This window comes from Leifsonia xyli (assembly GCA_001647635.1).
Classification (GTDB): Bacteria; Actinomycetota; Actinomycetes; order Actinomycetales; family Microbacteriaceae; genus Leifsonia; species Leifsonia xyli_A.
Map to the genome: position 1 here is coordinate 2,143,222 of CP014761.1, position 19,094 is coordinate 2,162,315.

Annotated in this window: 17 protein-coding genes and 1 pseudogene; 8 read left to right on the top strand and 10 right to left on the bottom strand. The window is 71.5% G+C overall.

Annotated elements, in window-relative coordinates:
* Positions 1 to 33 precede the first annotated feature (33 nt).
* From A0130_10515 to A0130_10525, 3 genes are all read left to right on the top strand, one after another.
* The gene (locus A0130_10515; protein ANF32049.1) at positions 34 to 1,545 is read left to right on the top strand and encodes an FAD-dependent oxidoreductase; all 1,512 of its coding nucleotides are present in this window, start codon (positions 34 to 36) and stop codon (positions 1,543 to 1,545) included.
* 323 nt (positions 1,546 to 1,868) lie between these two features.
* Entirely contained in the window at positions 1,869 to 2,258 is a 390-nt protein-coding gene (locus tag A0130_10520) for a hypothetical protein (GenBank protein ANF33393.1), read from the top strand.
* A 73-nt stretch (positions 2,259 to 2,331) separates the two neighbouring features.
* Positions 2,332 to 3,189 (top strand): hypothetical protein, encoded by an 858-nt coding sequence (locus A0130_10525; GenBank protein ID ANF32050.1) that lies wholly within the window; start codon positions 2,332 to 2,334, stop codon positions 3,187 to 3,189.
* Between the two features lie 9 nt (positions 3,190 to 3,198).
* Here the strand turns inward: A0130_10525 and A0130_10530 are convergent, their stop codons facing one another.
* The 9 genes from A0130_10530 to A0130_10570 all read right to left on the bottom strand — a co-directional run bounded on the left by A0130_10530 (position 3,199) and on the right by A0130_10570 (position 11,076).
* Positions 3,199 to 4,152 carry a glycosyl transferase gene (locus tag A0130_10530; GenBank protein ID ANF33394.1) on the bottom strand — a complete coding sequence of 318 codons (954 nt, stop codon included), beginning with the start codon at positions 4,150 to 4,152 and terminating at the stop codon, positions 3,199 to 3,201.
* Positions 4,153 to 4,160: 8 nt separating this feature from the next.
* Positions 4,161 to 4,808: a hypothetical protein gene (locus tag A0130_10535; GenBank protein ANF32051.1), complete on the bottom strand. Its 648-nt coding sequence runs from the start codon at positions 4,806 to 4,808 to the stop codon at positions 4,161 to 4,163.
* A complete protein-coding gene (locus A0130_10540) occupies positions 4,801 to 5,250 on the bottom strand; it encodes a hypothetical protein (protein ID ANF32052.1) in 450 nt (149 codons plus the stop codon). The genes A0130_10535 and A0130_10540 overlap by 8 nt, the downstream gene beginning before the upstream one ends.
* The gene (locus A0130_10545; protein ANF32053.1) at positions 5,231 to 5,713 is read right to left on the bottom strand and encodes a hypothetical protein; all 483 of its coding nucleotides are present in this window, start codon (positions 5,711 to 5,713) and stop codon (positions 5,231 to 5,233) included. Before A0130_10545 ends, A0130_10540 begins: the two co-directional genes overlap by 20 nt.
* Before the next feature lie 78 nt (positions 5,714 to 5,791).
* On the bottom strand, positions 5,792 to 6,106 hold the full coding sequence (locus A0130_10550) for a hypothetical protein (protein ANF32054.1): 315 nt from the start codon (positions 6,104 to 6,106) through the stop codon (positions 5,792 to 5,794).
* A 74-nt stretch (positions 6,107 to 6,180) separates the two neighbouring features.
* The gene (locus A0130_10555) at positions 6,181 to 7,734 is read right to left on the bottom strand and encodes a hypothetical protein (protein ID ANF32055.1); all 1,554 of its coding nucleotides are present in this window, start codon (positions 7,732 to 7,734) and stop codon (positions 6,181 to 6,183) included.
* Positions 7,731 to 8,996, bottom strand: coding sequence for a 6-phospho-beta-glucosidase (locus A0130_10560; protein ID ANF32056.1), 1,266 nt, complete (start codon positions 8,994 to 8,996; stop codon positions 7,731 to 7,733). The genes A0130_10555 and A0130_10560 overlap by 4 nt, the downstream gene beginning before the upstream one ends.
* Positions 8,997 to 9,031: 35 nt before the next feature.
* Positions 9,032 to 9,964, bottom strand: a complete 933-nt coding sequence (locus A0130_10565; GenBank protein ANF32057.1) for a hypothetical protein — start codon at positions 9,962 to 9,964, stop codon at positions 9,032 to 9,034.
* A gap of 77 nt (positions 9,965 to 10,041) precedes the next feature.
* Entirely contained in the window at positions 10,042 to 11,076 is a 1,035-nt protein-coding gene (locus tag A0130_10570) for a hypothetical protein (GenBank protein ANF32058.1), read from the bottom strand.
* 353 nt (positions 11,077 to 11,429) lie between these two features.
* Between A0130_10570 and A0130_10575 the strand changes: the two genes are divergently transcribed.
* The 3 genes from A0130_10575 (at position 11,430) to A0130_10585 (ending at position 14,764) form a co-directional block, all read left to right on the top strand.
* Positions 11,430 to 12,398 carry a spermidine/putrescine ABC transporter permease gene (locus A0130_10575; protein ANF32059.1) on the top strand — a complete coding sequence of 323 codons (969 nt, stop codon included), beginning with the start codon at positions 11,430 to 11,432 and terminating at the stop codon, positions 12,396 to 12,398.
* Complete coding sequence (locus A0130_10580) at positions 12,398 to 13,366, top strand: sugar ABC transporter permease (protein ID ANF32060.1); 969 nt, start codon at positions 12,398 to 12,400, stop codon at positions 13,364 to 13,366. Before A0130_10575 ends, A0130_10580 begins: the two co-directional genes overlap by 1 nt.
* 132 nt (positions 13,367 to 13,498) lie before the next feature.
* A complete protein-coding gene (locus A0130_10585) occupies positions 13,499 to 14,764 on the top strand; it encodes an MFS transporter (protein ID ANF32061.1) in 1,266 nt (421 codons plus the stop codon).
* 139 nt (positions 14,765 to 14,903) lie between these two features.
* On the opposite strand, the gene A0130_10590 is transcribed toward A0130_10585, so the two are convergent.
* Positions 14,904 to 16,274 (bottom strand): sugar ABC transporter substrate-binding protein, encoded by a 1,371-nt coding sequence (locus tag A0130_10590; GenBank protein ID ANF32062.1) that lies wholly within the window; start codon positions 16,272 to 16,274, stop codon positions 14,904 to 14,906.
* A gap of 483 nt (positions 16,275 to 16,757) precedes the next feature.
* Between A0130_10590 and A0130_10595 the strand changes: the two genes are divergently transcribed.
* Positions 16,758 to 17,531 carry an ABC transporter gene (locus A0130_10595; protein ID ANF32063.1) on the top strand — a complete coding sequence of 258 codons (774 nt, stop codon included), beginning with the start codon at positions 16,758 to 16,760 and terminating at the stop codon, positions 17,529 to 17,531.
* Positions 17,513 to 19,083: pseudogene (locus A0130_10600) on the top strand (transporter). The gene A0130_10595 and the pseudogene A0130_10600 overlap by 19 nt, the downstream one beginning before the upstream one ends.
* Positions 19,084 to 19,094 lie beyond the last annotated feature (11 nt).

Sequence of the window (19,094 nt, forward strand, 5' to 3'; positions counted from 1 at the left end):
CCGCCGACCTCTCCGGCAGGGGATGCTCGTGTCATGCCGACGACGTCCCTCTGGCTCCAGACCGCCCCGCCGATCGCCACCGACCCCTTCGAGTGGGACGGCCACTACGACACGATCGTGGTCGGCGCCGGCCTGACGGGGCTCGCGACGGCCCTGATGCTGGCCCGTTCCGGGATGCGCGTGTGCGTGCTCGAGGCCCGAACCGTCGGCGCGGTCACCACCGGCAACACCACCGGCAAGGTGAGCCTGCTGCAGGGGACGACGCTGTCGTCCATCCGCCGGCACTCCTCCGACGCGGTGCTGCGCGCCTACGTCGACGGGAACACGGCGGGGCAGGGCTGGCTGCTCGACTTCTGCGAGGAGCAGCGAGTGCCGTACGAGGTCCGGGACGCGGTGACCTACGCGACAACGCTGGACGGGCTCGACAAGCTGGACGCGGAGCTGGCGGCCGCGCGCGGCGCCGGACTCGACGTGGCGGAGGAGCGCAGCACGGAGCTGCCCTTCGCGGTGGAGGGGGCGTTGACGCTCGCCGGCCAGGCGCAGGTCCACCCGCTGAAGGTGCTCGCGGCGCTGGCCGCCGAGCTGCGGCGGCTCGGTGGACGCATCGTCGAGGGCGAGCGGGTGACCGACGTGTCGGCGGCGAAACCGGCGGTCGTCACCAGCACCTCCGGCACCTCGCACGCCGACCACGTGATCCTCGCGACCGGAACGCCCATCCTCGACCGCGGGCTGTACTTCGCGAAGGTGGAGCCGATGCGGTCGTACGTGGCCGCGTTCCGGGTGCCGGGCAGCATCCCGCGGGGGATGCATCTGTCGGCCGACGCGCCCACCCGTTCGCTCCGGACGGCGACGGCCGCGGACGGCGGCGAGCTGCTGCTGGTGGGCGGAAACGGGCATCCCGTCGGTCGCGCGGACTCACCGGCCGAGAAGATCGCCGACCTCACCGCTTGGGCGGAGCGGATGTTCCCCGGTGCTGAGCGCACACAGTGGTGGGCGGCGCAGGACTACCGCTCGGCGAACCGGGTGCCGTTCGTCGGCTGGCTGCCGCGCGGACGCGGGAGGGTGTACCTCGCGACCGGGTACGGCAAGTGGGGGATGACGAACGCGATCGCCTCGGCCCTCAGCCTCACCGCCGACCTCACCGGCGAGACGCTCGAATGGGCGCGCGTGCTGCACCACCGCGTCACCCGACCGGTCGACATCGCCTCCGGTGTCGCCATGAACGCGGGCGTGGGGAAGGCGGCCGTCACCGAGTGGGCCTCGGCCACGACCGGACCGGAGCTCCCGGACGCGCCGGTCGGCGAGGGCACCGGCACCGTCGGCCGCCGCGGTCGCACACCTGTCGCCGTGTCGACCATCGACGGCGAGACCTGCGCCCTGTCGGCCGTATGCACCCACCTCGGCGGGGTGGTCCGGTGGAACGACGCCGAGCTGTCGTGGGACTGCCCGCTGCACGGCTCGCGCTTCGCTCCGGACGGTTCTGTGCTGGAAGGTCCGGCGACCCAGCCGCTCGCCCCGGCGCCCGACGCGCCGGAGCGCCCATGACGGGACTCTAGTTCTGAGAGCCTGCTGGGAGTAGGTTCATAACATGACGAATCCTGACGACGAGAGCACGCCGCGCCCGGCCGGACCCACCGGGGCAGGCGAGCCGACGACCCCGCCGCCCGCTTCGGACGTTCCGGCCGCGGCCGACGCGCCGACTCCTCCCCCGCCGCGACCGGCCAGGGCTTCCCGGCCGCGCCGCCGCCCCTCCCGCCTACCCGGCCGGTGCGGGTGCGCCCGCCGGCGGCCCGGTGGTCGCCCCGACCGCTCCGCCGACCACCGTGAACATCGCGTTCTGGCTGTACGTGGCCGGCGCCGTCCTCAGCGTGATCAGCGGCATCATCACCATCGCGACGATCGGGTCCCAGCGCGCCCAGTTCCTGGATGCGGTCCGCAACTCCAGCCAGACCGGCAACGCCAACCCGAACGCCGTGGTCGACGCGGTCATCGCCGGCGCCACCGTCTGGGCCATCGTGACCCTGATCTTCTGGGCCGTGGCGTTCGTGCTCTTCGCGTTCTTCATGCGACGGGGCGCCAACTGGGCGCGCATCGTGCTCACGGTGCTCACCGTCCTGTCACTGCTCAACATCATCAACGGCTTCGGCACCGGTGCCCTGCAGGTCATTGCGACGATCGTCGCCACCGTCCTCATCTGGCTTCGGCCGTCGAGCGAGTACTTCGCCGCGGTCAAGGCCTCGAAGGCGCCGCGCGCCTGACACCCTCCTCTCTGCGGCCCGTGGACTCCGGTCCACGGGCCGCAGTCGTTCCCGGCACGCGTACACTCGCGGCATGGACCTGCGGGATGTCGCCGGCGAGCTCTACGCCGCCGCGCCGGGCGACTTCATCGCGAAGCGGAATGCCGCAGCGGCCGGGGCCGACCGGCCGACCGCGAAGCAGATCAAGGCGCTGCGCAAGCCGTCGGCGTCCGCCGCGGCGATCAACGCGCTCGTGCGCGACCAGCCGGATCTCCTTGGCGACGTGCTGGACATCGGGGCGAGGATGCGCGACGCCTTCGCCTCCCGCGACCGGGCCGAGATCCGGTCGCTGACCCAGGAGCGGCAGCGGCTGCTGCAGCGGGCGACGGACGGCCTCGACCTCAGCCCGTCCGTGCAGCGCGAGGTGGAGGAGACGCTGCAGGCGGCCGTCATCGACCCGGCCGCTGCGGCGGCGGTGCGCAGCGGGATGCTGGTACGCGCGCTCGAGTCGACCGGGCTGGAGCAGGTCGACGTGTCGGACGCGGTGGCGCTGCCCGTCGAGATCGAGGACTTCCCGACGCCCCGGCCGGGACGAAAGAAGGCCACCCGGGCGGCGTCCGAGGATGCACCCGAGACGGAGGCCGTGGAGGCCGGGCCCGACGAGTCGCCGAGCGAGCGCCGCGAGCGGCAGCGCCGCATCCGGGCCGCCGAGAAGGCGGTCGAGCGCGCCCGCGCCGACGCCGACGCCGTCGACGACGAACTGGACGAGACCGTGGACCGCCGCGGCGACCTGGAGGCGGAGCGCGACCGCCTGCAGCGCACGCTGCAGCGGCTGATGGACGACCTCACCGAGACGCGCGCCTCCGAGAAGGAGCTGCGCTCGCGGCTGTCCGACGCGCAGCGCGCCGTCCGCGAGGCCGAGCGCGAACTGCGCGACGCCCGCGCCGACTGAGCGAGCCGGTCAGCCGACCCAGCGGGCGAGGAGCTCGTCCCAGTCGGCCTGGAAGCGGCCGAGACCGAAACGCTCCAGCGCCCACTCGCGGGCCCGCTCCCCGGCCTCCATCCCGCGGCCGGGGTCGTCGACGAACGCCCGGACCGCGTCGTGCAACTCGGTCACATCGGTCGAGATCGCCCCGACGCCCGGGACCACCGCGCGACGCGCATCCGTCGTGTCCAGCGCCACCACGGGCACCCCGGCGGTCATCGACTCGAGCAGCGAGAGCCCGAGCGACGTCCATCGGTTCGGGTGCACGTAGACGCGACGGCGCCCGATCTCCGAGAACAGCCGCGGCGCCTCGATGTCGCCCGCTGCGACCACGCGGTCGGCTCCGACGCCGAGCGCCTGCGCGAGCCCGTCCACCTGCATGCCGAACACGTCGACCGGCGCGACGGCACTGAACCCGCCGAGCAGGTCCGATCCCGTGACCCGCCAGCGGCGCACCGGCTCGTTGATGACGGCGGCGGCGCGCGGCAGCTCGCCGGTGAAGAACCGGCCGTAGTCGACGACGCCGTGCTCGATGACCTGCGTACGAGTGGACCCGGTGTCCCAGAACAGCGCGTTGAAGTGCGTGACGTGCGCGATCAGCAGGTCGTCACGGTCGGCGAGGGGATGCCGGGAGCGCGGCACGTCCTCCTGGGGCGTGTTGTGCTCCACGAACACGACCGGCACGTCCACGCCCGGCGTGCGCCCGGTCAGCCGCTCGACGAGGTCGAACTCCTCCAGCCGCTGCAGCACCACGGCGTCGAAGGGTGTCTCGGCCAGGTCGGCTTCCGGCACCTCGACAACGTTCTGCGGCCAGTCGCGACCGCCCACGCCACCCTCGCCGGCGGCATCCACCGGCAGGAGGTAGGTGTGCCGCCCGCGGACGAACGCGTCCATCCAGCCGCCGTGGACCTGCCAGACGAGCAGCCGCAGCCCGCGGCTCACAGCTGCGTCCCGGAACCGGGGTGACCCAGCTCCAGCGGGCCGGTCAGCGGCGCCGGCTCCCGTTCCTGACCGGCGGCCACGCCGGCGTGCGTGTGGCCCGCCACCCCGTGGGCGGCGGTGTGCGGCTCCTTCTGCGGGCACAGCCTGCCGCAGTACGAGCAGATATAGCCGTCGCCCGTCCGCGCCTCGCCGTTGAGCCGGTACTCGAGCACGTCGCCGTCGGCATCGAGCACGAACTCGACGAACGCGGGTCGCTCCAGGGAGGGGATGGGCACCCGCATCGCCGCGAACGGCTCGCCGTCGTCATCGAGCGGCACCCACAGCTTCTCGGGCGACGCACCGAAGATGGAGCCCGCCTTGTCGACGCGTGCCGGCCGGTGGTCGTCCCGCACATGCAGGATGTGGCCGGCGCGGATCATGTCGCGCGGCAGCGCCTGGTACAACTCGGGCACACCGTAGGCGATGGTGCCGCGGCGCAGGCGCGAGAAGCCCTCCTCGGAGTCGTCGCCCATGACCACGAACGGGGGAGCCTCCGAGCTGCGCAGCACGATCACGGTGCCGCCCGACGGGCTGTCGGAGATGAGCTGGAGCACTGCCGTGGCGTCGACGAGCGAGGCCCCGCCGGTCGGGACGGTCTCAGGCATGCGCCACCGACACCAGTTCCGTCTTGCGGCGGCCGAGCTCGGCGTCGAACCGCGCGCCCCAGACGCGGTCGGCCTGCTCGATCAGGCACTCGGCCAGGCGTCCGACCACCTCGACGTCGGCGAGCAGAGTCTCGCCGTCGGGCGCGTGACCGACCTCCCGGCCCCGCAGCAGCCACGCGAACCGCTCAGGTCGGGAGCCGTCCTGCGGGGCGTGCCGAGGGGCCGGGAGGCGGCTGATCTGGCGGGCGACCCACTCGATCCTGGGCAGCGTCCACCACTCCTCCGCGTCGAGGGGATGCGCGGGGAGGCCCGGCATCGACAGGCCGCTCTCCGCATCCATCGAGCCGGACTCGACATCGGCGGCGTATCCCGCCGAGAAGCGCACGTGCAGACCGGGTCCGTCGTCGAGCAGGCGCTCGACCTCAGAGAGCTGATAGAGCACGGGATCCTCCGGTCGGGACGGGCTCGTCGCGGCCGGCGACGCGGTAGCGGCACTCCATGCGGGTGCGGGAGACGAGCTCGTAATCGTGCCACGACGGCCGGTCGAGCGAGGGGATGGGGATGCGGACGCGCGCGGGCGCTTCGGCGTCCGCGTCCAGCGGGACGAACACGACCACGTCCGACGCCCCGAACACGGACGCCGAACAGGCGAACCGGCCCTGTGCGTAGCCGTCGGCGGTCACCACGACGGCGGGCTCGGACTCCACCGGGAAGTCGTCGCGCGGAAGCTCGCGGTAGGGCTCGGCGAGCCCGTGGACGCCGGGGCCGCGGCGCATGCGCACGAACAGGTCGCGGCCGCCGAACACGTCCAGCCGGAGCGAAGAGGGGACTGGCCCGTCGACCAGCACCGCCACCGGCGTCCGGGCACGGCGCGGCAGCATCATCAGCACCGCTGTCGCCGTCATATCGCGCATGCAAGCAAAGCTATGTCGGCGGTGACCCGAAAAGCAGGGGATTGACGATCGCCCGCGGGAGTGCGGGCGTCAGGGGATGTGGTGGCCGATCTCGTCCTCGGACATGATCACCATGCCGCCGGTGCGCTGCGACGTGTGCATGAGCGCCTCCAGCCACTGCGGGTTGATCGCGGGCGGGCGGCTGCCGCTGAACTGGAAGGCGAGCGGGACCTCCCGGCTGATCCAGAGCGAGACGCGGCCCGAGCCCTGCTCGACCGGAACGTCCCAGTTCAGCAGAAAACTCTCGTGGCGGCGGAGCTTGGCGACGATCGCGAGCTTGACGTGGCTGAGCACGCGGTCGTCGAGATCGTATTCCTGGCCCGCGCCGTAGACGAGTTTTCCCATAACCGACATAGTGCCTTATCGGTGCACCGAAATCCTCTCGTGTCAGGGGGATTGACACCGGTACCAGAGCGTGGTTAAACCGGTTCGATCCGCGCCCCGCCATCGCGGAGACGAGCCTGCACAATGTCGAGCGGAGCGTCGTGGACGGCCACCCCGAGCGACGCGGCGAGCGCGGCCGCCGTCCCGGCCGCCTGACCCAGCATCATGTACTGCGGCTCCATCCGGACCGACGCGAAGGCGACCGCGGAGGCCGACAGGCAGACGGGGACCAGAAGGTTCGACGCGTCCTCGCGACGCGGCAGCAGAGCGGTGTACGGGATGCCGTAGACGGGCACCGGCACCGACAGGTAGCCCTCCGTGAAGACGGTGCCGATCGGATCCGGGTGCTCGTACACCCAGCGCCAGACCCGCTGCACCTCGCGAATGTCGATGTGGTACGAGCCGAGGGCGACCGTGTCGGCGGGAACAGCGCCCGCGAGCAGGTCGTGCTCGGTCAGGACGCGGGAGCCCACCATGCGCCGCGCCTCGCGCACGTACAGCTGGTGCGGGAGGTGGCCGGTGTCGGCGAACTCCGCCCTCGGCAGCCCCCAGCGCGACAGCTCGCGGCGGATCGCGGCCGGCACAGCGGGGTCGTGCGACAGGAAGTACAGGAACCCGCGCGTGTGCGAGAGATGGTGCTGCCGGAGCTCCTCGCGGCGCTCCGGCGAGGCGTCCGGGTACTCCCACGCCGAGCCGTCGAGCACGCTCAGCGAGACCGGTCCGAGCGAGTTGCCGTCCGCCATCCCGCCGGGGAGGTTCGGCTCGAGACCCAGCATCCGTCCGGCCGTCCGCTCAACGCCCTCGCGTCGGTCGCGGGCGAACAGGCGGCGACCCAGCTCCCAGTACTCCTCGTCGTAGTCCTCGGGACGGCCGAACGGGATGCGGTCGGCCGCGGTGGTCAGGCACACGCGGTAGCCGTACGACATCACGCCACCGTCGCCCTCGCCCAGCTGGGCGAGCGACCGGTCGTGCAGCTGCGGCAGGATGCGGCCCTCGGTGCGCCCGGTCGGGTCGCCCGCGAAGGGCGAGATCCACGGCGGCATGGCGTGCATCCCGGGCACCAGCTCCTGTCGCCCTGCGAAGCGCTCGCCGTGGAGGGAGCGGTCCTCGCGGCCGACGCAATACGGCACGCCGGCCGCCGCCAGCAGGTCGCCCTCGTAGCTCGCGTCCACGAAGACGGACGCCTCGAGTCGGTCGCCCGCGGTGGTGGTCAGCGCCCGCAGCTCGCGCCCGTCGCGGCCGTCGCCCGTCTCGACGGCATCCTGACGCGCGTCGAACGCGACGTCGACGCCGGCCTGCTCCAGCCACCGCCGGAAGATCGCCTCGGCGACGTGCGGCTCCGGACCGGCGTAGCGGCCCGGGGTCGTGCCGTAATGCGCGGCGATGTCCGCCCGCAGCCGGGCCGCCGCTCCGCCGAGCGTGCGGACGTCGCCAATGTCGGTGTAGCCGAGTCCGCCGGATGTCATCCCGCCGAGGTGCCGCCCGGGTTCGAGGAGGACCACCCGCGCGCCGCCCTCGGCGGCGGCGACCGCGGCCGCGACCCCAGCCGAGGTCGCACCGTAGACGACGACGTCGGCGGACGGGCTCATGCGCTCGCGAACTGCGGCAGCAGCTCGCCGCCGGTCTCGAAGAGGCCGCGCTCGAGAGCGGTCACCAGGTCCCACTGCTGGACCAGCGGATGCGCGAGCAGGGCCTTGCGCACCAGCCGTCGATCACCGGTCACGGCGGCGCGCGCGGCGAGCCGCTCGTACGCGCTCACGTGCTGGATCAGGCCGAGCAGCTCGGGCGCGACCGGCTCCTGCGGCAGCGGCGTCGCGCCGGCCGCATCCACCCGGCAGAGCGTCTCGATCACGTCGTCGTCGGCCAGCCCCGCGATGAGCCCGCTGTTGCGCACGTTCACGACGTGGTTGTCGCCGGTTCCTCCGACGAGCGACGCGAGGAGCGCCGTCGCCGCCTCGCTGTAGAAGGCGCCGCCCCGTGCCTCCAGCTGCGGCGGCTTCGTGTCGACGCGGGGGTCGGCGTACAGCTCCAGCAGCTCGCGCTCCACATCGGCGACGACGGTCGCGCGCGGGGTGCCCGCATTCATCTCGGCGACCGTCGCATCGTGCGCGTAGTAGTACTTGAGGTAGTAGGACGGCAGCACGCCCAAGTCGCGGATCAGCTCGCCGGTCACGCCGCCCCGGCGGCCGAGCTCGTCGGACCGCTCCGCGATCATCGCGGGCAGCACATCCACTCCGTCCACCCGGATGTGGCGCACCCAGGACAGGTGGTTGAGGCCCACCGGGTCGACCTCGACGCGGTGCGGCTCGACGCCGTGCTCGCGCGCGATCCAGCGCTGCACCCCGATCGCGAAGTTGCACAGGCCGATCGCGTGGTGCCCGTCGTCGAGCAGCGCCCGCGTGTTGATGCCGACCGGGTTGGTGAAGTCGACCACCCACGCGCCGGGGTTCGCGCGCTCCCGCGCCTCGCGGGCGATGTCGAGCACCACCGGGACGGTACGCAGCGCCTTGGCGAGGCCGCCTGCGCCGGTGGTCTCCTGGCCCACGCAGCCGCAGGCGAGCGGAAACAGTTCGTCCTGCAGGCGCGCCCGCTGCCCGCCGACGCGGAGCTGGATGAGGACCGCGTCAGCGCCGGCGATGGCCGCGGTGCGGTCGGTGGTCAGGGTGACCGGCACCTCCGCGCCCTGCCGCGCGAGCATCCGGCGCACCATGCCGCCGACGATCTCGAGGCGCGGGCCGTCGATGTCCATGAGCCACAGCTCGTCGACCGTGAGGCGTTCGCGCTCGTTCCACAGGCCCGAGACGAGCTCGGGCGTGTAGGTGGAGCCGGCGCCGATGACCGTGACCTTCATCGCGGGTCCTTTCTGCAGGGTTCGGGGTCGTGGAGTCAGCGGGAGGCGGCGCGCTCGCGGAGCGCCCGCACGAGCCCGTCGACCGGACGGAAGGCCAGCGGCGCGGGCTCGAAGCCGCGCTCTCGCAGGCCGTCCGAGACGGCGGCGAGGAAGCCGGGGTCGGAGAACAGGCCGCCGGCGAGGACGGCCGGGGTGCGGGACCGGGCGGGCGCATCCTGGCCGAAGGCGGCGCGAGTCACCACGCCGGCGAGCAGCAGCGCCTCACCGGCCGCGCGGGCCATGAGCTCGCTCGCGACGCTGTCCCCGTCGGCGGCCGCCCGGGCGACGACCTGCGCCAGCGCACCGACCGCATCCATCGTCACGACGCCGTCGCGGATGCCGCGCGCGAGGGCCACCGCATCCGTCGCCCCTGTCGCCGCGAGGACGAGCGGGAGCAGGTCCGTCGCCGGGCCGCGCCCGTCCTCGGCGCGGGCGGCCGCGCGGACCGCCTCACGGCCGAGCGCATGGCCGCCGCCCCAGTCGCCGCTCACCCAGCCCAGCGCGGGGACGGTGGCGAGGCCCCGCGGCCCGCAGGCGACGGCGTTGAGGCCGGCGCCGCAGACGATCGCGAGCGCGTCACCCAGGCCGCCGCCCGCATCCAGCACCGCGACGACGTCTCCCACCGCCTCGACGGAGGCGTTCGGGAAGGCCGCCGAGAGCGCCTCGGCGTAGGCGACCTCGTCGCCCGGGAAGTCGAGCCCGGCGACGGCCGCCGACACCTCGCCGACGAGCAGCGGATCGACGCCGGCCTCGGCGAGCAGGGAGGCGACGACGCGCGCGACCGAGGCGGGGCCTCCGCCGCTGCCGGGGCCGATCCTTCGCGTGCGCTCGGGAAGGCCGACCGCGGCGCGGTCGAGCACCACGACCTCCGTCTTGGAGTTGCCGCCGTCGATCGCGACGGCGAACGGCGGGTGGACGCGGTCTGGCATGCTGCCATCCTGCCGCAGATATGGGATCGTTTCCACCCGGCCTGGCGAGCCTGTGGAGAACCGTCGGAACGGGACCGTTACAGCGCGCGTGGGGCGGCCGTCGAGCCGCGCGGGCGCACCTGCGCCTCGAGCACCGTGGTCTGCGGCTCGGCGCCCGGGTCCTTCAGCCTCTCCAGCAGGCGGTCGAGCGCCGTCTCGCCAAGGGAGACCGCATCCTGCGCCACCGCGGTGATTCCGGGGCTGACCATGCTCATCCACTCGGAGTCGTCGAACGACACGACGCTGACGTCCTCGGGGATGCGCAGCCCGAGGTCGTTCGTGGCGCGCCAGACGCCCTCCGCGAGCAGGTTGTTGGCGGCGAAGATCGCGGTCGGATGGTCGCGACGGGCCAGGATGTCGATCGCCGACTTGCGGGCGCCGTCCGCGTCCCAGCCGGTCGAGATCACCAGCGACGGGTCCGCGTCGATGCCCGAACCCTCGAGCGAGCTGCGGTAGCCCGCGGCGCGCTCGCCGCCGGTGGTCCACGTCGTCTCGTCGATGAAGAGGGCGATGCGGCGGTGGCCGAGGTCGATGAGGTGGTCGGTCATGCGCTTGGCCACGCCCGCGTTGTCGATGATGACGGCGTCGCAGCGGCCGGCCGAGAACTGGCGGTCGGCCTCGATGACGGGGATGTGCTGGCGCACGAGGTAATCGGAGACGTCGCCCGACAGCGGGGTGACGATCACGCCGGCGACACGGGTGGCGACGAACGCGCGCGCCGCATCCATCTCGGCCTCGGTGGACCCCTGGTCGTCGACGAGCATCATCGTGTAGCCCTCGCGGCGGGCGCGAGACGCGATGCCGGCGGCGAGATCGGCGTAGAAGGCGTTACGCAGGTCGGAGACCAGCACGCCGATCGTGCGGCTGTCCTGCTTGCGGAGGCTGCGGGCCATCGCGTGCGGCACATAGCCGAGGGATTCGGCGGCAGCGAGCACACGTTCCCTCACGCCCGCGGCGACGTACCCCTCGCCGCTCAGGGCACGGGATGTCGTCGACTGCGACACTCCTGCCGCCACGGCGACGTCCTTCAACGTCGCGCGCCGTGGAGCCCCCTCCGCATCGTTCCCGATCATCGCACCTCTCCCCCGGGCGCCGGAGCGCCGGACGCCCGGCGAAGTCCACCATAACGGTCGAGGCGGCGTCCCGGCGCGCCGGAGGCCCGGTGACGCTGCCCCCGTCCGGGTGTACCGTGCGCCGCAACACGCAGAACCCCCGCCGGCACGTCCGCAGCCAGTGACCGGTCCGCATCGCGAGAGGCCTCCCGCCCGGGAAAGCACTGGGCGCGGTTGCACCGCCCGCTCACGAGGACTTATAGTCGCTGCTATGTGGTAACGATGCCACACCGCGCCGATGGTGGCGGGGGACGGATCGAAAGGGTGGCGATGAGGATCACCGAGCTCGATGACGCGACACGGGGAGGCCGGTGATGGCCGTTCTCACCGACGCGTCTGGTGGCAAGACCCGGACGGGTGACCGCAAGCCGGAGAAGAAGCGGGCCACGAAGTACAACAGGCGCGAGGCGATCGCGGGCTATCTCTTCATCAGCCCGTGGATCATCGGCTTCCTCGTGTTCACACTCGGCGCGATGCTATACAGCCTCTTCATCTCGTTCAGCAACTACAACCTGGCGACGAACAGCGCGAGCCCGGCCGGCGTCGACAACTACGCCGAGCTGTTCAACGACCCGAAGGTCGCGCTGTCGCTGGGCAACACGCTCTTCTACGCGGTGATGGCCGTTCCGCTGGAGATCATCTTCGCGCTCCTCCTGGCCCTCCTGCTCAACTGGGTGGGGCGCGGGGCCGGCGTCTTCCGCACTCTCTACTACCTGCCGAAGATGACCCCCGCGGTCGCCACGGCCTCCATCTTCCTGCTGCTGCTGAACGGCAACACGGGTGCGATCAACCGCTTCCTCGCGCTGTTCGGCATCGAGGGCCCGCAGTGGCTGATCGACCCGAACTGGGTGAAGCCGTCGATCGTGCTGATGACCCTGTGGGGCGTCAGCGGCACGATGGTGATCTTCCTCGCGGCCCTCAAGAACGTGCCGCAGGACCTCTATGAGGTGGCCTCCCTGGATGGCGCCGGCGCCGTCCGCAAGTTCTTCACGATCACCATCCCGATGATCTCCCCGGCGATCTTCTTCAACGTGGTCGTGCTCACGATCGCGGCGTTGCAGGTGTTCGATCAGGCTTACCTGCTGTTCTGGCGAGATCAGACGAACGCCTCGCCCGACTCGTCACTGTTCTACGGCGTCTATCTGTTCCAGCAGGCCTTCCGGCAGTTCAACTTCGGCTTCGCCGCGGCGATGGCGTGGCTGCTGTTCGTGATCATCCTCCTGATCACCCTGGTCCAGGTGAAGGTCAGCAACCGCCTCGTCTACTACGAAGGAGACAAGTGATGTCGTCCGCGACCCAGTCCGCACCGGCCGCGGCACCGCTCGCCTCCGAGCTGCAGACCGCGCAGGCCCAGACCGGCAAGACGTCCGGCAAGGGCGACAAGCCCGTGGGCAGCCGCTGGTACCGCCCGAAGTCGATCGTCGCGAAGACCCTGCTGTGGATCGTCGCGATCGGATTCGCGCTGCTGTTCCTCTATCCCTTCGCCTGGCTGCTCGCGGCGAGCCTCAAGCCGCGGCAGGAGGTGTTCGACAACTCGCTGTGGCCCAAGACATTCACACCGCAGAACTACGTCGAGGTGTGGAACCAGCTGCCGCTGCTCTCGTGGATCGGCAACAGCGTCATCATCGCGGTGCTCGCCGCCGGCCTGGTGGCGATCTCGAGCTCGATCGTCGCGTTCGGCTTCGCCTACTTCAAGTTCCCGGGGCGGACGCTGCTGTTCGGCCTGGTGCTCGCGACGATGATGCTCCCGGGCGCGGTGACGATGGTCCCCCAGTACCTCATCTGGAAGAACCTCGGCCTGGTCGGCACCTGGATCCCGCTGTTCGGCATGAACCTGTTCGGCTCGGCGTTCTACATCTTCCTGCAGCGGCAGTTCTTCATGGGGCTGCCGCGTGAGCTGTTCGAGGCCGCCCGCCTCGACGGCGCCAGCTACTGGAAGCTGTTCACGCGGATCGCGATGCCGCTCAGCATCCCGTCGTTCATCATCATCTTCCTGTTCGAGTTCCAGGCCAGCTGGAACAACCTGCAGGCGGCGCTGATCTACCTGAACGCGGGAGGCGTCGACGGCTTCACCGTCCCGCTCGGCATCTCGTACGCGATGACCACGTTCAGCCCGACCAACGGCGGGCACGGCGACTACCAGTTCGTGATGGTGGCCGCCCTGATCGTGACGCTGCCCATGCTGCTGCTGTTCGGCTTCGGCCAGCGGTACTTCATCGAGGGGGTGGCGACCCAGGGCCGCAAGGGCTGAGTCGCATCCCGATTACCGGGCGCGTTGGACATCGTCCATCGCGCCCGGTAACATTTAACCCCCTAGCGACGATTTCCGGATCGAGCCGGCGGGTGGGAGGACCACCTGTTCCGGATTCGAAAGGCCCACGTCGTGACCTCCTCTCCCTCTCCTTCGTTGTTCGCGTCCCGCGACTTCCGGCTGCTGCTGGCCGGCCAGACGACCAGTCAGCTCGGCGCGCAGATCGCCGGCGTGGCGCTTCCGCTGCTCGCGGTGGTGACCCTCCACGCGACCCCGTTCGAGGTCGGGATGCTGGGCGCCGCATCCACCATCGCCTTCGCCGTGCTGGGGCTTCCGGCCGGGGCGTGGATCGACCGCGTCCGCCGGCGGCCGGTCCTCGTCGCGAGCGACCTCGTGCGCGCGGTGCTGCTCGCGACCATCCCGCTCGCCGCGCTGCTCGGCGTGCTGTCGATGGGGCAGCTGCTCCTGGTGTCGCTGCTGACCGGGGTGGCCCGCGTGTTCTTCGACGTCGGCTATCGCAGCTACCTGCCCGCGGTGATCGGCCGGGACAGGGTGCTCGCCGGCAACTCGTCGCTCGAGTTCGTGCGCGCCTCCGGTCAGGTGGCGGGACCCGCCCTCGGCGGCGTGCTGGTGTCGCTGATCGGGGCGGCGTCGGTGCTGCTGGTGCAGGCGGGCACGTTCGCGGTATCGGCGTTGTGCCTGGTCGGCATCCGGGCGCCGGAGCCTGCGCCCGTCGCCTCGTCGGGGCGCCAGCGCCTGCGGGACGGGATCGCCGAGGGGCTCGGCTTCGTGTTCCGGTCGCGGGTGCTGCGGGCGACCGCGACTGCGAGCGCGCTGAGCAATTTCTCGTTCGCGATCGCCTCCGCCGTGAATATGGTGTTCCTGTCGCGCACCCTGGGCCTCTCGCCGGCGCTGATCGGCCTCGTGATCGCCGTGGGGTCGGTGACCGTGATGGTCGGCGCGGCGTTCACCACCCGCCTGTCGCGTGCGGTCGGACCGGTGCGGATCGTGTGGCTGTCCCTGGCGGTGACCGCGCCCCTGTCGCTCCTCGGCGCCTTCGCCCAGCCGGGATGGTGGACGCTGCTGATCGTCCTCGGAATCGCCGCCGGCGAGCTCGGACAGATCGTCTACGCCATCACGCAGGTGAGCCTGAGGCAGCAGGTCTGCCCGGACCGCATCCTGGGCCGCGTGAACGCGACCATGCAGGTGGTCGTGATGGGCCTGTTCCCCGTCGGGGCGCTCGTCGGCGGCATCCTGGGCGAGGTCGTCGGTCCGCGCTGGACGCTGGTCGTGGCCGGGACGCTGCTCCTCGCGTGCCCCGTGGTGCTGTGGTCGGCGCTCCGCGGCGCCCGCGAGGTCTCCGACCTCCCCGACGCCGCCCCCGCCGCGGTCCCATGACCACCCGAAGGGCAGGTACTTGCGGCGACCGGCGGCGTGTCGACCGCAACAAGCTGCCCTTCGGCGGAGGTCGGCGGAGGTGGGCGGGGACGCAGAAGGGGCGGCCTCCGCGAGGAGGCCGCCCCTGGGGAGAGTGGCGTTACTTGCTGCTCTTGGTGGACTGGTCGTAGGCCTTCAGGGCCGCCGTCTGCGCGTCCTTGAGGGCCTGGCTGGCCGACGCCTGACCCAGGAGGTACTTCTGGATCGCGTTCTGCAGCTCGGTCTGGATCTGCTGGCCGGCGGGCGACGCACCGAACGACTTGCCGCTGCCGACGACGTCGTAGTAGGTCGAGATGGCCTTGTCGAAGCCCGCGTTGCCGGACGGCTTCACGTACTTGTCACGGAGCGTCTTGTCGGCCTCCGGCGAACCGGTGAAGAGGCCGGTGTTGATCGCACCCGGGGTCTTCTCGATCGTCTTGGCACGGGCCGCGCCCGCAGCCTCCCAGGCCTGCAGGCTCGTCAGGTCGAGCGCCCAGGCGCACGCGGCGTCCTTGTTCTTGGCGCCGGTCGGGATGACGAACGACGTGCCGGAGGCGACGGTGAAGGGCTGGCCGCTGCTGTCCTTGAACGGCACTGCGCCGATGTCCACCTTGTCGACGAACGGGGTCAGCACGTTGACGTACCACTGGGCGTTGACCTCAGCGCCGACCTGGTCCTTCACGTACTGGTTGTTCTCGCCGAAGAAGTCGAAGGAGTCGGTGAAGCTCTTCATCTTCGCGTACCCGCCCTGCGCGTCCGCGATCTGCTTCAGGACCTCGAGGCCCTTCTCGTTCTTCGGGTCGTCGAGCGTCGGCTTGCCGTCGCTGCCGATGACCTGGCCGCCGTTGGCGAGGAGCCACAGACCGGCCTGGCCGGAGGCCTGCGGGTCGAAGCCGAGGACGCTCGGGTTGCCGCCCGAGGCCTTGTACATCTTCTTGACGGCTGCGACGAGCTGCTCCGGCTTGGAGGTGTCGATGTCGGCGTCGGTGACCCCGGCCGCCTTCATGACGCGCTCGTTGGTGATGATCGCCGGCGGCTGGTAGAACTGCGGCACCGCGTAGATCTTGCTCTTGTAGGTGATGTCGTCGACGACCGAGCCGTAGTACTGCTTCTGCGGGTCGACGTTGTGCACGGAGTAGCACTGGTCGAGCGGCTGGATGAGGCCCTGCGCCGCGTAGGTCGCGACGAACTGGCGGTCCATCTGCACGACGTCCGGCACGTTGCCGCTGGCGACGCGGGTGGTGAACTTCTGCGCGTCGAACGGCGTCTGGTCGATCTTGATGGTGACGCCCTTGAGCTGTTCCTTGGCGTAGTCGATGCGGGAGGTGCCGACCTCGTCGGCGTTGTCGAAGCCCCAGGCGTTCAGGCTGCCCTTGACGTCCTTCGAGAAGTTCCCGCCGGAGGAGCTGCCGCCGCTGGAGCTGCACCCGGCGAGGAGCGCCACCGACGCGGTGATTGCCATCGCGGCGAGGGCGGTGTGCCTCTTGTTCATCTGATTTCCCTTCAGTGGTGTCGCAGCGGGCGTCCTCGCCCGAGCGAAGAGGTACGGGATTCCCACTGCCGGGGTCTGAGGCGACAGTATGGAAACCTTCCCACATCGCACGCTAATGCAGCGGTACGGGTCTTCACAAGGGGAGCGGGCACACGGGGCCCGTTTTCGTTACTTGATCGTTTCTTACGCTCAGGCGAAACGGTTGTGAAGCCCCCGAGACATATGGCAACGATGCCACATCGTGAACGAATGGAGGCGCCGCCGCCAACCTGGGAAACCCCTCAAAAGGGGCACACGCACCGAACCGATCCACCCCGCGCTCCGGATGAGTGTCCGGTGGCAGGCGTTTCCCTCCCCTCCCACTGACGGATGCGGCGCGCCGGATGCGACCAGGGGCGCCGCGGCGCGCCGCATCCCGAATCCCGGCGCGGCTAGGGTGGACGCACCGGCGCGTTCGAGGTGCGAACGCCCGGACGTGAGGGGGTGCGCGTGGCCGAGGACGAAGCTGTCGCGATCAGGATCCGCGGGCTGCACAAGCGGTTCGGCGAGAAGGTCGCGGTGGACGGGATCGACCTGGATGTGCCGTCCGGCAGCTTCTACGGTCTGGTCGGACCGAATGGCGCCGGAAAGACCACGACGCTCAGCATGGCCACCGGGCTGCTCCGCCCGGACGCCGGGCAGGTGCTCATCCACGGCGTCGACATGTGGCAGCGGCCGCTGGTCGCCAAGGCGATGGTCGGCGTGCTCTCGGACGGCGTGCGGCTCTTCGACCGGCTGACCGGCCAGCAGCTGGTCGAGTACGCGGGACTGCTGAGCGGGATGGACCGGCCGACCGCCCAGCAGCGCACCGCCGACCTGCTCCAGTTGCTCGATCTGCAGTCCGCGGGCGGCACGCTCGTCGTCGACTACTCGGCCGGTATGACGAAGAAGATCGCCCTGGCCGCCGCTATGGTCCACGCACCGCGGGTGCTGGTGCTGGACGAGCCGTTCGAGTCTGTCGACCCCGTGTCGGCGGCGAACATCCGCGACATCCTGCGCACCTACGTGCAGGGCGGCGGCACGGTCGTCGTGTCCTCGCACGTGATGGACCTGGTCGAGCGGATGTGCGACCACGTCGCCGTCATCAGCGCCGGCCGCGTGCTGGCCGCCGGCTCGGTGAATGACGTCCGCGCCGGGTCCACGCTCGAGGACCGCTTCGTCGAGCTCGTCGGCGGGCGCCGGGTCGGGGAGGGGCCGGAGTGGTTGCGACACTCGTAAGGCTGCGGCTGCTCGTGCTGCGGAACTCGTTCCGTCGCAGCACCAGCCAGCTGGTGGCCGTCATCATCGGCGCCGTGTACGGCGCAGGGGGCCTGCTCGTCGTTCTGGCCGCGCTCGTCGGTCTGTCGTTCGCTCCTCCCGAGGTCGCGACCACCGCCGTCGTGCTGGCCGGATCGGCGGCCGTGCTCGGGTGGGCCGTCTTCCCGCTGCTGCTGTCGGGCGTCGAGCAGACGCTCGATCCCGGCCACCTGGCCGTGTATCCGATCGGCCTCCGACCCCTGATGCTCGGGATGCTGCTGAGCGGAGCCGTCGGCGTCGCGGGCGCGGCGACCACCATCGCATCCCTCGGGACCGCGCTGCCGTGGCTGCGGTCGCCCGGCGTTGCGCTGATCGCGCTGGTCACCGGGGCTCTTGGGGCCGCGACGTGCATCGTCGTGTCGCGGGCGGTCACCTCGGTCGCGAGCGGCCTGGCCTCGGGGCGGCGGTTCCGAGAGGCGAGCGGGCTGCTCATCCTGATCCCGCTCATCCTCGCCGGGCCGATCGTCATCGGCATCACCAGCGGCCTGCGCAGCTCGGCGGACGCGCTGCCGTCCATCGCCGCCGGCCTCGGCTGGTCGCCGCTCGGAGCGGCGTGGGCCGTGCCGGGCGCCGTCGCCGCGGGCGACCCGCTCGGCGCGCTGCTGCGGCTGCTGGTCGCCGTCGCGACCTTCGTCGTGCTGTGGTTCGTGTGGCGCTGGGGACTCGCGCGCTCGCTCGTGACCCCGGTCCGCGCGTCGTCGCGGGTGCGGGCCCCGGGGACGTCGGGGCTGTTCGGGGTGCTTCCCGGGACCGCCGCCGGCGCGATCGCCGCGCGGTGCCTGACCTACTGGTTCCGCGACCCGCGCTACCTGCGGCAGCTGCTCGTCATCCCGCTGCTGCCGGCCGTCATGTGGTTCTACTCGAGCATCAACCACTCCACCGGCTACATCTTCGCCGTCGGCCCGGTCGTCGCGTTCGCGCTGGGGATCGGGATGATCGCCGACGTCTCGTACGACTCCACGGCCTTCGCGCTGCACGTCTCCAAGGCGGTGCCCGGACGCGCCGACCGCTGGGCCGCGCCTCCGCGCTGCTCTCGTTCGCCGTGCCGGCCGTCGCGATCATCACGCTGGGCTCGGTCGCGGCCGAGGGCGACTGGCTGCCCGCACCCGGCCTGCTCGGACTCACGCTCGGGATGCTGCTGAGCGGCGTCGCCGTGTGCTCGGTGACGTCGGCGCGGTTCGTGTTCCCGGTGCCCGAGCCCGGCGACAACCCGTTCCGGTCGCGCCCCGGCGCGAACATCTCGCTGCTCGGGCCGACGTTCGCCGCGTGGGGGGTGATCGCGGTGCTGTGCCTGCCGGAGGTCGTGCTGCTCGTCGTCTCCCTCGTGACGCGCGAGGCGGTGTGGGGCTGGCTCGGGCTCGCGGCGGGCGTGGTCCTCGGTGCGGTGCTGCTCGTCGTCGGCGTCCGCATCGGCGGCCGCGTCTTGGACGTTCGCGCCCCGGAGCTGCTGCAGCAGCTCCGCAAGGACGGCTGACGGCTCCACCG